This is a genomic window from Amycolatopsis sp. NPDC051371 (genome assembly GCF_040682155.1).
In the GTDB taxonomy this organism is placed as follows: domain Bacteria; phylum Actinomycetota; class Actinomycetes; order Mycobacteriales; family Pseudonocardiaceae; genus Amycolatopsis.
On record NZ_JBFBAG010000003.1, the window covers coordinates 177308 to 190206 of the forward strand.

The window sequence follows — 12899 nt, forward strand, 5'->3', positions numbered from 1 at the left end:
GACGCCCCCGGACAGGGGGACCCGAAAAGGAGGAATCACCATGGCGAACACCGAGCCGTCCGGCGCGCAGAAGATGTTCGGCGACTTCGCGCCGGCCCTCGTCAGCTTCACCGACGATGTGCTGTTCGGGCAGGTCTGGCCGCGTGAGCAGCTCTCACCGAAGGACCGCAGCCTGATCACGGTGGCCGCGCTGATCACCGGCGGCAACACCGAGCAACTCACCTATCACCTCGGCCTAGCCAAGGAGAACGGCGCCACCGAGGACGAGCTGAAAGAGGCCATCACCCACCTGGCCTTCTACGCCGGCTGGCCCAAAGCCATGTCCGCGATGGCCGTGGCCAAGCAGGTCTTCGAAGGCAACTGAAACCCGGAGGAGTTTTTATGGAAACCCGGCTTCTCGGCGCGGATCTCCGTGTCTCGGCCATCGGACTCGGCTGCATGGGCATGAGCCAGAGCTACGGGCCGCTGCCCGATCGGCGCGACGCGATCGCGCTCATCCGCGCCGCGGTCGAACGCGGGGTGACGTTCTTCGACACCGCCGAGGTGTACGGCCCGTTCACCAACGAAGAGATCGTCGGCGAGGCGCTCGAACCGGTGCGCGAGCAGGTCGTGATCGCGACCAAGTTCGGCTTCGCGTTCGACGCCGACGGCCGGCAAACCGGCCTGTCCAGCCGGCCCGAGCACGTCGAACAGGTCGCCGACGCGAGCCTCCGCAGGCTGCGGACCGACACCATCGACCTGTTCTACCAGCACCGCGTCAACCCCGACGTGCCGATCGAAGACGTCGCCGGCGCCGTCGGGGACCTGATCCAAGCCGGCAAGGTCCGGCACTTCGGGATGTCGGAGGCCGCCGCGGCCACGATCCGCCGCGCGCACGCCGTCCAGCCCGTCACCGCCGTCCAGAGCGAATACTCGCTGTGGTGGCGCAATCCGGAAGCCGAGGTGCTGCCCACGCTGGAAGAGCTCGGCATCGGGTTCGTGCCGTACAGCCCGCTGGGCAAGGGCTTCCTCACCGGCGCGATCGACAGCACGACCTCGTTCGACAGCGCCGACATCCGCAGCACCATCCCCCGCTTCACCGCCGAGGCCCGGCAGGCCAACCAGGCCATGGTGGATCTGCTCGGCACCATCGCCGCCCGGAAGCAGGCGACTGCGGCACAGGTCGCCCTGGCGTGGCTGCTCGCGCGCAAGCCGTGGATCGTCCCGATTCCCGGTACCCGCAAGCTGCACCGCCTTGAAGAAAACCTCGCCGCGGCCGAGCTCGAACTGACCACAGAGGATCTCGGCGAAATCGAAACCGTCGCCGCCGGCATCGACGTTCAAGGGGCCCGTTACCCGGAAAACTTGGAGCGGATGACCGGCCACTGAGGCGGAGATCTTTCGACCAGCTCGGAGGAAGCAGAATGGACTATCAGCATCTCGGCCGCTCCGGCCTGCGGGTCAGCCGGCTCTGCCTGGGCACGATGAACTTCGGCATGACGACCGATCAGCCCGGTGCCTTCGGAATCATGGACACCGCTCTGGCGATGGGGATCAACTTCGTCGACACGGCGGACGTGTACGGCGGACCTCAGTCGCCGGACATGGAGAAGGGCTACGGGGTCTCGGAGGAGATCATCGGTCGCTGGCTTTCCCAGGGCGGCGGCCGGCGCGAGCGGATCGTGCTGGCGACCAAGGTCTACCAGCCGATGGACACCGGGCCCAACGATCGACGGCTTTCGGCCTACCACATCCGCCGGGCATGCGAGGAGAGCCTGCGCCGGCTCCGGACCGACCACATCGATCTCTACCAGATGCACCACGTCGATCGGTCCACGCCGTGGGAGGAGATCTGGCAGGCGATGGACCAGCTCGTGCGCGAGGGCAAGGTGACTTACGTCGGCAGCAGCAACTTCGCCGGCTGGGACATCGCCACCGCGCAGAACGCCGCCACCGCACGAAACGTCCTCGGCCTGGTGTCGGAGCAGAGCTTGTACAACCTGGCTTCCCGGACCGTCGAGCTCGAGGTGATCCCGGCCCTTCGCCACTACGGCGTCGGGCTCATCCCCTGGAGTCCGCTTGCCGGCGGACTTCTCGCCGGGGTATTGCGGAAGGCGAACGAAGGCCGCCGCGCCGGCGAGCAGATGCAGCAGCAGATCGAGCAGCGCCGCTCCCAGCTTGAGCGTTACGAGGCGCTGTGCGCGGAACTCGGCGAGCTGCCCGCCGACGTCGCGCTGGCCTGGTTGTTGCGGAACCCGGTCGTGACCGCCACGATCGTCGGGCCGCGAACCACCGAGCAGCTCAGCCGCAGCCGGCGTGCGCTGGAGATTTCCCTCTCCGAGGAAACGCTCCGGGAGCTGGACGGCATCTGGCCAGGCCCAGGAGGCGAAGCCCCGCAAGCCTACGCTTGGTAGCGACGGTCACGGTCTTCGCCTTCGGGCCAACGGATGCGGCCGGTTTCCAGGTCTTCGATCAGCTTCGTGGTCCAGTCCGCTTCGGACTGACGCTGATGGTGCGCGCACGCGAAGTCCAACCAGGAGGCCTCAGGCAGCCGGCCCTCGCGCAATTCCGCCACGATGACGTCGTCGGCCGCGATCTGCGTACGCAGATTCGTCACGCGCGTCTTGAGCTGTTCGAGAAAGTCGTCGTGGCCGAGCGCGGGGCCCGCCGACAGGGCGACCGGGTAGGCGGGCAGGTGATCCGGTGCAGGAGTCGAGATCATGTCCCGGGCCTGCGCGGTGAACACCGCCCGGCCGCGCTCGGTCACTCGATACACCGTCCGTTCGGGGCGATGCCCCTCCCGGTGCGTACCGGTGACTTCGATCAGCCCCTTGGCCTCGAGCCGCTCCACGGTGTGGTAGATCGATCCCGGGCTCAGCTTGACCTTTCGGTTCCCCGGACGCCGGCGCGCAACCTGCGTCGCCTCGTACGGGTGCATCGGCCGGTGGCTCAGGAGTTCGAGGATCACCATGGCCGGCGTGGTGAGCGGCGCCGGCGGTGGGAGCTCAGGGCGTCGCGGTGGCATATCGCTCGGCTAGCGACGACCGGCTGCCTTCGGCGATCAGCGCGCGTTCGGCTGCCTGGAGCCGGTCCAGGGCCTCAGGTCCGGCCAATCCCGGCACACACACCGTTTCCTTGCGGGCGACGGCGACCGCGGCCGCCGTCGCGACCTCCTCGGGTGACATCGCGTCCGGGCGATCCCGGTTGGCTCCTCCCGACCACTCGGTCGCCACCTGGCCCGGGCAGACCACCGTGGCGTGGACCCCGCTGCCGGCCAGTTCGCCGGCCAAGGTCCGAGTGAACGCGACGGTCGCGGACTTCGCGGCCGCATACAGCGTGCGGGCCGGCAGCGGACCGGTCAGGCCCGCGCTGAAGGCCAGCAGCGACGCGACCGCCACGATGCCGCCCTCTCCCCTGGCGAGGAGCGAGGGCAGCACGGCGTGCGCGAGGGTGACCGGAGCGGTGGCGTTCAGCCGCCACAACGCGTCGAGATCACCAGCTGACACGTCCTGGAGTGGAGCGTAACCGGACGCCCCGGCGTTGGAGACCAGCAACCGCACATCTCCGGCGGCTGCCCGCTCCGCGGCGACGGCCAGCCCTTCGGGCGTGGAGAGATCGGCGGCGAGCGTCTCCACCGCGGCACCCCGCTCGCCGGCCTTCGCGGCAACCTCCTGGAGGCGATCACGCCGCCGCGCGAGCAACACGAGGTCGTGGCCGCGCTCGGCGAAGGTCAAAGCCATCGCGGCGCCGATGCCGCTGCTCGCGCCGGTGACCAAGGCCAAAGGTCGATTCGTCATGCCATCACTCTATCAAGTTCTTGGCTACCGACAATAACTAGGCATACGGCAAGGACCTGTACGATGTCGGGCGTGAGCAGCAGAATCGTGCCCGGTTCGGGCCAGGAAGCATCCCGCGAGGAATCCCTCGATCGAGTGACATGGGCGTTGCGCCGGGCGGACCTGGCCATGCAGGCGGCCAAGGAACCACCGCTGCGCGCGGTCGGCGTGCCCAGCTCCCAATACCAAGTGTTGATCAACCTGGAAACCACTCCCGGGATCACCGCGGCAGAACTGGCGCGGCTGGTCGGCATCACCCCGCAGGCGGTCGCCCTGCTGACGGCGAAGCTGCTCGAGCAAGGCCTGATCGAGCGACGCGCCCACCCGCGTCACCGCACCGTGCAGGAACTGCACCTGACCGAGGCGGGCCGGACGGAGCTGGGCAAGGCCGAGCGCATCATCAGCGACCTCGAACGGCACGTGCGCGACTCCCTGGGCGCGCAACGGTACAAGCAGCTCCGCGCCCTCCTGGGCCAGGTCATCGACGACCTTCCGAAGTGGAGCCCCCCGACCCCGCGTCCGTAAGGTCACACATCCGGCGCGATGTTCACGGCCAGGCGATCCAGCAAACCGTCCAGCACCGACAGCTCCCTGGCCGACAGACCTCGGGCCAAGTCCGCGTTGGCCTGGCGGGCGGCTTCCCCCAGCTTCCGATGCAGCGTCTTGCCTGCCTTCGTGGTCTCGATCAGCGTGGCACGCCGATCCCCTTCGACCTCGCGTCGGCGCAGCCACGCGGCGGCGACCATCCGGTCGATGTGCCGGGTCATCGTCTGCCCGCTGACCTCCAGATACCCGGCGAGATCCCGCTGGATCACCGGCCCCTGAACGGCGAGCACTTCGAGTACGGTCCACGTTGCGAAGCTGGCACCGGCCTCGGTGAGGCGCCGCTCGAATCCCACCCGGGCATGGCGCGCCACCAGGGCGAGCCGGTAACCGAGACCGCCCAGACCCGAACCGATCCGGCCGGTGTCCGGGCCGTCGTTGGTATCAGGCAACGTTCCAGCTCCCCCGAGATGCCACTAGCGCGTGATAGTCAGCTCCCTGTCTATCACGCGAGGACGGCCGGCGGCCCGTGCCCGGCTGTAGCGGAACTTGACGTTCACCCGCTCCGGACGGAAGTGGTGCGGTGGTCCGGCTCGGTCCACGTCGTGATCGCCTGCGCAAGCCCCGTGGACGAGGGCGCGGCGTGCGCGATGTACCCGTCCGGCCGGATCAGCGCCGCTTGCACACCGTCCCAGTCCGTGCGTCGAGGACCGGTGGGCCGGGGCGCGGCGCGCACCGCGACGTGCGCGGACGCGAGCTCCGCGAGCGATGCGCCGGAAGTGAAATCGACGAGCAGGAACCGATCGGGGCGCAGCTCGCGCAGCAGGCTGCCCGACGTCAGCGCCAGGTCCGGTGCCCTGGTACCGACCAGGGGGTGGGCCCCATCCGGACGCGGATAGGCCACGGCCAGACCGGACAGCGTGCCGGCCAGGTGCCGGGCGACCTCGCCGCCCCCGGCGATGAACCCGCTGAACAGCTCGCGCAGTGCCGCGCCACCCGGGCTGAAAGTGTGCATCAGCACGTCCTGGGCCTGCGTGCTGGCCACCAGCTGCTCTGCGATCGGGCGCCGCTCGGCGTCGTAGCCGGCTTCTCCCCCGATCAGCAGGTCCGGCGCCCAGCCCTGCGCCTCGGCTGCCAGTTTCCAGGCGAGGTTGGTGGCATCCTGCAGGCCGACGTTGAGGCCTTGACCGCCGGCCGGCAGGTGCACGTGCCCGGCGTCACCGGCCAGCAGGACGCGACCGGCGCGATAGGTCACGGCGTGCCGGCCGGTGTTGCTCGACTTGGACATCCAGGACGGGCTGTGCACCCCGAAGTCCCGGCCGCAGATGCCGGCCAGCGACTCGGCCAGTTCCGCGAGGGTGAGCGGCTCCGCTTGCCGGCGCCGCACCTCCTCGGCGGTCAGTCCGGCATCGGTGGCCTTGACACCGAAAACGCGGGTGGTGGTCTGCGTCAGGGGCGCCAGAGTCGCGTGACCGTCCTGATTCCAGTAGTGCACGGCGTGCTCGATCGGTTCCGCCAATCGGACGTCGGCGACGAAACCGACCTGATCCGGCGTGGTGCCGGGGAAATCGATGCCCGCGGCCTTGCGCACCACGCTGCGCGCCCCGTCCGCACCGACGACATACCGGGCGGTGTGCCAGGCTCCGCCGACACGGACACGTACCTCGCCTGCCGATTGGACGACATCGGTGACCTCCGCGCCGTAGTGCACCGGAACGGCACGAGCGCGCAACAGGTCAGCAAGGACCTGCTCGGTGCGCCACTGCGAAATCATCAGCACGAACGGGAACGGGGTGTCCAGGTCGCGGTAGCCGACCAGGTCCGGCAGCGTCGCATAGTGCGTACGCGGGACCTGCCTTCCTTCGGCCAACAGCACATCGCTGACCCTGCGGCCGTCGCCGTTGTCGAGTGCGGTGAGCACCTCGAGGGTGCGCGGGTGCAGGACAGAGCCGCGAGACTGGTGGACGGGCTCACGATCGCGCTCGTACACCGCCACCTGGATCCCAGCCGCATCGAGCAGCGCGGCGGTCATCAGCCCGACCGGCCCGCCGCCGACCACGATGACGTCCACTGTCAGCACCCTTTCGCCTTACTTCAATCCAATGAACGTCAAGGTAGTGACAGCAGTCAGCGCTCACTGTGAGCGGAGGACGGCAGCGCAGGTTCGTCGACACCCCAGGCCGTCGCCCAGTTGGGCACGATCTCCACCCAGTTCGGGCCGAACCCCGGCATGAGCACCTCGCCTCCCTCGTCGTGCAGGATCGCGTTCCCCTTGACGAGGATCCCGCGGGGCTGCCACGTCTCCTCGTCGGCCACGTCGTCGACGACGAGGGCAGCCTGCGGGTTGACCTTGAGGTGACGGATGTACATCCGCTCCCCTTCCAGCACACGCCCCCCGATCTTGATCACCTCTCGCTCGGGATCGAAGACGTAGCTGACGGGCACCACGTGCGGCTTGCCGGACGCACTCGCCGTCGCGAGCCGGCCAAGCCGCTGCCCTTGCAGAAAAGCGACTTCCCGCTCGTTGAACCTGACCATGTGCAGCTCCATCCGCGATTAGTAAGCGTGCTGTCTATCAGCAGACTACCTGACTTCGCCGAACGTCCGGATCGACGTCGTATGTCATGAACGACCCGTTCATGTCGTCGCGACCGCCGGTCGCCCGACTTGCCGGAACTGCGGCGGCGCGGTCCGCGCCAAGGGGGCACACTAAGGTCATGAGCAGCGACAACGGCCACCTGAAGGAGCTCGGGGACTTCCTGCGGGCTCGGCGCGCCGAGTTGAGCCCGCAGGTCGTCGGACTGAACGCCGGCCCGGTGGCCCGGCGGGTGCCTGGCCTCCGCCGGGAAGAAGTGGCCCGGCTGGCGGCGATCAGCACGGACTACTACCGGCGGCTGGAGCAGGGCCGGATGGCGGCGTCCGGGCCGGTGCTGGACCAGCTGGCCCAGGTGCTCCGGCTTGACGACGACCAGCGGGCCTACCTGTTCGAGCTGGCCGGGAAGCCCTCCGGCAAGCCGCGTGCCACGCAGGCCGGGACAATCAGTCCGCAGCTGCGCCGGCTGCTCGACCAGATGCCGGAGGCGGCCGCGCTGGTGCTCGGCAGCGGCATGGACATCCTCGCCTGGAACCGCCTCGCCGCCGCGCTGATCACCGACTTCGCCCGGATCCCCGAACATGAGCGCAACTACGTGCGAGTGGTGTTCACCGACCCCGCGATGCGCACCCTCTACCCCGACTGGGCGGACGTCGCCCGCAAAGCCGTCACGAACCTGCACATGGACGCCGCCCGGCACCCGGACGACGCCCGGCTCGCCGAACTGGTGCGCGAACTGTCCACCCGGGACGCCGACTTCCGGGACTGGTGGCACGGTCAGCACGTCACGAGCAAGGGCCAGGGCACGAAACGTTTCCACCACCCGGTCGTCGGCGAGCTCACGCTCGACTGGGACACGCTCATCTGCGACACGGCCCCGGACCAGCACGTGATCGTGCTGACCGCGGAGCCGGGCACACCGTCGCACGACGCGCTGCGCATCCTGGCCTCCTGGGACGGCGAGCACGTGCCGGGTGCCGGCCCGAGCGACGAGGGGCCGCTCGCCGCCCGGCAACCGATGCGGTAGCCGGCATCGTCCGGCCGGCTCGGTCAGCTCAGGACTTTCACGAGTTCCTCGGCGAGCGGGACGGCCGAGGTCGGGTTCTGTCCGGTGTAGAGGGTGCGGTCGACCTCGACGTGCGGTCCGAATGGCTCGCCCTCGCGGTAGTCGACGCCCAGATCGCCGATCAGCCGATCCTGCAGCAGCCATTTCGCCCGGTCCGCGAGACCGTTCAGCTTCTCCTCGGCGTTGCTCAGACCGGTCAGGCGGTAACCGGCGAAGGGAGACTTCCCGTCACCGTCGACAGTGGCCAGCAAGGCCGCCGGGCCGTGGCAGACCAGGGCCAGCGGCTTGCCCGAGGCCAGCCATGCGGTGAGGAGCTTCCCGGACGCGACGTCGTCGGGCAGGTCCTCCATCGGTCCCCACCCCCCGGGGACGAACACGGCGTCGTAGTCGTCGATGCGCACGTCCTCGATCCGCATCGGACGGGCCAGCTCGGTCGCGTCGCGCAGCGCGGCCTGCATCCGCTCCGCGCCTTCGGGCCCGTCGTTGAACTCGGGGGTGAGGCTCGCGGGGTCGGCCGTCGGCGGGACACCGCCCGGGGTCGCCGCCGCAATCTCGTAACCCGCCCGGGTGAACACCTCGTACGGTCCGAGTGCTTCCTCGGCCCAGAACCCGGTCGGCTGCTTGGTTCCGTCGGCCAGCGTCCAGTGGGTGGCCGCGGTGATCAGGTAAAGGATCTTCGTCATCGTGGTGACTCCTCGATCAGCCGTTGAGGGCTTGCTGCAGGACGTGGCTGTCAGCGGCCTGGCGCAGCTGCGCGAGCTTGCCGTCGCGGATCGTCCACAGGTGGATGAACCGCGCGTCCGCGGTTTCGCCCGCCTTGGTGACCCCGTGGTAATGCCCGGACACGAAGACGTGCTCGTCGTCGGTGGCGTAGTACTCCTCGGCCTGGGCCCCGAACGACTCGAAATGCGGGAGGAGCGAGCCGAAGAAGTCGTTCATCATGCTGTCGTAGCCGTGGTAGACCCCGCCGAACGGGAAGCCAGGAGTGATGTCCCAGACGATGTCCGGGGCCATGATCTGCTCGGTCACCGCCGGGTCGGCGTTCGAGTCGTACAGTCGGCGAGCGAGGGCAATATTGGGTGATTCGGACATTGTGCTTCCTTTGTGGACTGACATAGTGGGGTTCTATTGCCAGCTTCGCAGCGAGGCGTGGGGAATGCTCGCGCGCTGAGGGGGAGGGTTTTCTCCCCTGCATGCATGCCGTCGCGGATGAAATTCTGGCGTCGGATTCCCATCAGGACGAGCATTCCCGCCGTGCGCGGGAGGAGGAACATGCGAGCGACACTGATCTACGGCGCCGGTGACGTCCGGGTCGAGGACGTGCCCGATCCGAAGCTGATCGAGCCCACCGACGCTGTGGTGCGGGTGCTGCGGGCGTGCATCTGCGGCAGCGATCTGTGGCCCTACGGCTCCCGTCCGGCCACCGAGGAGGGTGACCGCATCGGCCACGAGTTCCTCGGGGTGGTCGAGGAGACCGGCTCCGAGGTCTCCGGGCTGACGGCGGGCGACGTCGTCGTCGCGCCGTTCGCCTATGCCGACAACACGTGCGAATACTGCCGTGCCGGGCTGTACACCTCCTGCCCGCACGGCGGCTTCTTCGGCGCCCAGGGTGTGGACGGCGGCCAGGGCGAGGCCGTGCGGGTGCCCTTCGCGCAGGGCACGCTGGTCAAGCTGCCCGTCGGGGAGGATTCGGAGCTGCTGCCGTCCCTGGTCACGCTCGCCGACGTCTTCCCGACCGGCCACCACTGCGCGGTGACGGCCGGAGTGGGCCCGCGCACCACGGTCACGGTGATCGGCGACGGCGCGGTCGGGTTGTCCGCCGTGCTGGCTGCCAAGCGGCTCGGCGCGGAACGGATCATCCTGATGGGACGGCACACCGGCCGCACCGCTCTCGGCCGGGACTTCGGCGCCACGGACGTCGTCGCCGAACGCGGCGCGGAGGGCAGCGCACGGGTGCGCGAGCTGACCGGTGGCTTCGGGACGCACACGGTGCTGGAGTGCGTGGGCACGCTGGCCACCGTGGAGACGGCCTTCGAGGTGGTCCGGGATGGCGGCACGGTCAGCCGGGTCGGTGCCCCGCAGTACTCCGAGGTGCCACTCGGTTTCCCGGTGTTCGGCCGCAACATCACCCTCACCGGCGGGATCGCCCCGGTGCGCGCCTACATCGAGGAACTGCTGCCCGACGTGCTCGACGGTGTCGTCCAGCCGGGCCGGGTGTTCGATCGCACCGTCGGCCTGGACGAGGTCCCGGACGGCTACCGCGCCATGGCCGACCGGCAGGCGCTGAAGGTCCTCGTCCAGCCCTGAACCAGGAGTCACCCCGATGCTCGGCCTCGAACTCGTCGTGCTGCTCGGCCTCGCGGTCCTGTTGGGCCGGGCCGCGAGCGCCCGGTTCGGGGTCGCCCCGCCGATCGCGCTGCTGGCCGCCGGCGCGTTGCTCGGTTTCGTGCCCGCGCTGCGGGCCGTGCACCTGCCACCGGAGCTGGTGCTGCTGCTGTTCCTGCCGGTACTGCTGTACTGGGAGAGCCTCACCACCTCGCTGCGGGAAATCCGCGCCAACCTGCGCGGCATCGTCCTGCTCGCCACTGTGCTGGTCATCGCGACGGCCGCGGCGGTCGCGGTCGTGGCGCACACACTGGGCCTGCCGTGGGGACCGGCGTGGGTGCTCGGCGCAGCCGTCGCCCCGACCGACGCCACCGCGGTCGGCGTCGTCGCCCGGTTGCTGCCCCGGAGCCAAGTCACCGTGCTGCGCGCGGAAAGCCTGGTCAACGACGGCACCGCACTGGTGATCTACGGGCTCGCGGTCGGCGTCACCGTCGGCGAGGAGCAGCTGGGTGCGGCGCATGTGGGCTGGCTGTTCCTGCTCTCCTACGTCGGCGGCGCCGCGGCCGGGGCGGTGACCGGCTGGGTCGCGGCGCAGGTGCGCCGCCGCCAGACCGACCCGCTGATCGGGCAGGTCACCATGCTGCTGATCCCGTTCACCGCGTTCCTGCTCGCCGAGACGATCCACGCGTCGGGTGTGCTGGCCGTGGTGGTCTCCGGGCTCATCATGAGCCAGGCCGGCCCACGGGTGGTGCGCGCCGAGATGCGCGTGCAGGCCCAGGCGTTCTGGACAGTGGCCACGTTCCTGCTCAACGCCACCCTGTTCGTCCTGGTCGGGCTCGAGCTGCAGTCCGCCGTACGCGGCCTGAGCAGCACCGCCCTGCCGCGTGCCCTGGTGACGGTTGCCGTGGTCACGGCAGTGGTCATCGTCGCGCGGCTGGTGTTCCTGTTCACGGTGCCGTACCTGGTCCGCCTGCTCGACCGCCGCCCGCAGCAGCGGGTGCGCCGGGTCGACCACCGGCCTCGGCTGGTCAGCGCGTTCACCGGCTTCCGCGGCGCGGTGTCACTGGCCGCCGCGCTGGCCGTGCCGCAGCAGCTCGCCTCGGGCGAGCCGTTCCCGGACCGGGACATGATCGTGTTCGTGACCGGCGGAGTCATCGTGCTCACCCTGCTCCAGGGCCTGGTGCTCCCAGGCGTCGTGCGGTGGGCCCGGCTGCCCCGCGACACTGCCGTCGAGACCGAACATCAACTCGCCGAGACCCGCGCCACCGAAGAGGCCCTGGACGCCATGCCCCGGCTCGCCGCTGACCTCGGCACTGACCCGGACGTCGTGGACCGCCTGCGCCGGGAGCTCGACAAGCGCCTCCAGATCCTCCGGGCACACGGCACCGCCGACCACCCGGCCGTGCGCCACGACGAGCACTACACGACGCTCTACCGGGCGCTGATCGCCCACAAGCGCGAAACTGTCGTACGCCTGCGCGACGAACGCGACATCGACGACACCGTGCTGCGCCAGTTGCAGGCCGCGCTCGACCTCGAAGAAGTCCGCCTGTCCCCCACCGAACCCGTGGAATGACCGACGCCATGACGCACCCTGAATCCCGCCTGATCGACGTCCACGCCCACTTCGTCACCGACTCCTACATCCGCCAGGCCACCGCGGCCGGCCATGCGCGTCCCGACGGGATGGACCGGTGGCCGACCTGGTCGGCCGAGGAACACCTCGAGTTGATGGACCGCCACGGCATCGAGACCGCTCTGCTGTCGATGTCCTCCCCCGGCGTGCACTTCGGAGACGACGCCGCCGCCCGGCGGCTCGCCCGCGAGGTCAACAAGGAGGCCGCCGGGCTCGCCGCCCGCCACCCGGGCCGGTTCGGTTTCTTCGCGTCCCTCCCCGTGCCCGATGTGGACGGTTCCCTTGACGAAATCGCCTATGCCGTGGACGAACTCGCCGCGGACGGCGTCGTGCTGATGACGAACATCCATGGCACCTACCTCGGCGACCGGAGCCTCGACCCGATCTTCGCCGAACTGGGCCGCCGCCGGACCGTCGTCTTCCTACACCCCACTTCACCGGCCGGCTGGGAGCGGTCGGCGCTGGACCGGCCGCGCCCGATGATCGAGTACCTCTTCGACACCACTCGGACCGTGACGGATCTGCTGATGTCGGGGGTGTTCGAGCGCCACCCGGACCTGTCGGTGATCGTCCCGCACTGCGGCGGCGCACTGCCCGTCCTGGCTGACCGCGTCGACGAGTTCAGGAAGATGTTCCTGGGCTCGCCGGAGGAGGTCGGCACCCCCGGCGCGATCGAGCAACTGCGCCGGCTCCACTACGACATCGCGGGCCCGGCCTTCCCCCGCCAAGTTCCCGCCTTGCTCGAACTGGCCGACCCCGGCCGGCTGCTGTTCGGCAGCGACTACTGCTGGACGTCGCCTCCAGTCGCCGCCGCGCACATCGCCGCCGTCGACGCCGCCACGCCGCCGGTCGACGGCGTCGGCTGGCGGTCGTTGACGACGGCCAACGCGCGGCGCCTGTTCCCCCGGCTCGCCCGATGAG

Annotated in this window: 15 protein-coding genes; 8 read left to right on the forward strand and 7 right to left on the reverse strand. The window is 69.8% G+C overall.

Annotation, left to right across the window (positions count from 1 at the left end):
• The first annotated feature begins 40 nt into the window (after positions 1–40).
• From AB0M59_RS05390 to AB0M59_RS05400, 3 genes are read left to right on the forward strand one after another with little or no spacing between them, the layout of a single operon-like run.
• Positions 41–364: a carboxymuconolactone decarboxylase family protein gene (locus tag AB0M59_RS05390; protein WP_364609088.1), complete on the forward strand. Its 324-nt coding sequence runs from the start codon at positions 41–43 to the stop codon at positions 362–364.
• Positions 365–381: 17 nt separating this feature from the next.
• Positions 382–1368, forward strand: a complete 987-nt coding sequence (locus AB0M59_RS05395) for an aldo/keto reductase (protein ID WP_364609093.1) — start codon at positions 382–384, stop codon at positions 1366–1368.
• 35 nt (positions 1369–1403) lie between these two features.
• Positions 1404–2393 (forward strand): aldo/keto reductase, encoded by a 990-nt coding sequence (locus tag AB0M59_RS05400; protein ID WP_364609101.1) that lies wholly within the window; start codon positions 1404–1406, stop codon positions 2391–2393.
• Here the strand turns inward: AB0M59_RS05400 and AB0M59_RS05405 are convergent.
• Both AB0M59_RS05405 and AB0M59_RS05410 read right to left on the reverse strand, forming a co-directional pair.
• Entirely contained in the window at positions 2381–2950 is a 570-nt protein-coding gene (locus AB0M59_RS05405) for a PadR family transcriptional regulator (protein WP_364609104.1), read from the reverse strand. The genes AB0M59_RS05400 and AB0M59_RS05405 overlap by 13 nt on opposite strands.
• 34 nt (positions 2951–2984) lie before the next feature.
• Complete coding sequence (locus AB0M59_RS05410; RefSeq protein WP_364609111.1) at positions 2985–3776, reverse strand: SDR family NAD(P)-dependent oxidoreductase; 792 nt, start codon at positions 3774–3776, stop codon at positions 2985–2987.
• A 72-nt stretch (positions 3777–3848) separates the two neighbouring features.
• Here AB0M59_RS05410 and AB0M59_RS05415 point away from each other — a divergent pair, with 72 nt between their 5' ends.
• On the forward strand, positions 3849–4340 hold the full coding sequence (locus AB0M59_RS05415) for a MarR family winged helix-turn-helix transcriptional regulator (RefSeq protein ID WP_364609114.1): 492 nt from the start codon (positions 3849–3851) through the stop codon (positions 4338–4340).
• A 2-nt stretch (positions 4341–4342) separates the two neighbouring features.
• On the opposite strand, the gene AB0M59_RS05420 is transcribed toward AB0M59_RS05415, so the two are convergent.
• From AB0M59_RS05420 to AB0M59_RS05430, 3 genes are all read right to left on the reverse strand, one after another.
• Positions 4343–4810: a MarR family transcriptional regulator gene (locus AB0M59_RS05420; protein ID WP_364609117.1), complete on the reverse strand. Its 468-nt coding sequence runs from the start codon at positions 4808–4810 to the stop codon at positions 4343–4345.
• Between the two features lie 104 nt (positions 4811–4914).
• Complete coding sequence (locus AB0M59_RS05425) at positions 4915–6438, reverse strand: FAD-dependent oxidoreductase (RefSeq protein WP_364609121.1); 1524 nt, start codon at positions 6436–6438, stop codon at positions 4915–4917.
• Between the two features lie 47 nt (positions 6439–6485).
• A complete protein-coding gene (locus AB0M59_RS05430) occupies positions 6486–6908 on the reverse strand; it encodes a PPOX class F420-dependent oxidoreductase (protein WP_364609124.1) in 423 nt (140 codons plus the stop codon).
• Positions 6909–7075: 167 nt separating this feature from the next.
• On the opposite strand from AB0M59_RS05430, the gene AB0M59_RS05435 reads away from it, so the two are divergent.
• Positions 7076–7978, forward strand: coding sequence for a helix-turn-helix transcriptional regulator (locus tag AB0M59_RS05435; protein WP_364609127.1), 903 nt, complete (start codon positions 7076–7078; stop codon positions 7976–7978).
• 23 nt (positions 7979–8001) lie between these two features.
• Here AB0M59_RS05435 and AB0M59_RS05440 read toward each other — a convergent pair whose 3' ends face one another.
• Both AB0M59_RS05440 and AB0M59_RS05445 read right to left on the reverse strand, forming a co-directional pair.
• Entirely contained in the window at positions 8002–8700 is a 699-nt protein-coding gene (locus AB0M59_RS05440; RefSeq protein WP_364609130.1) for a type 1 glutamine amidotransferase domain-containing protein, read from the reverse strand.
• Between the two features lie 16 nt (positions 8701–8716).
• On the reverse strand, positions 8717–9109 hold the full coding sequence (locus AB0M59_RS05445; RefSeq protein ID WP_364609133.1) for a nuclear transport factor 2 family protein: 393 nt from the start codon (positions 9107–9109) through the stop codon (positions 8717–8719).
• Between the two features lie 180 nt (positions 9110–9289).
• Here AB0M59_RS05445 and AB0M59_RS05450 point away from each other — a divergent pair, with 180 nt between their 5' ends.
• Genes AB0M59_RS05450 through AB0M59_RS05460 form a run of 3 tightly spaced genes read left to right on the forward strand, consistent with a single transcriptional unit; the run spans position 9290 to position 12898 of the window.
• Positions 9290–10324 carry a zinc-dependent alcohol dehydrogenase family protein gene (locus AB0M59_RS05450; RefSeq protein ID WP_364609137.1) on the forward strand — a complete coding sequence of 345 codons (1035 nt, stop codon included), beginning with the start codon at positions 9290–9292 and terminating at the stop codon, positions 10322–10324.
• 16 nt (positions 10325–10340) lie between these two features.
• Complete coding sequence (locus AB0M59_RS05455) at positions 10341–11918, forward strand: Na+/H+ antiporter (protein ID WP_364609140.1); 1578 nt, start codon at positions 10341–10343, stop codon at positions 11916–11918.
• Positions 11919–11926: 8 nt separating this feature from the next.
• Positions 11927–12898 (forward strand): amidohydrolase family protein, encoded by a 972-nt coding sequence (locus AB0M59_RS05460; RefSeq protein ID WP_364609144.1) that lies wholly within the window; start codon positions 11927–11929, stop codon positions 12896–12898.
• The last annotated feature ends 1 nt before the right edge of the window (position 12899 follow it).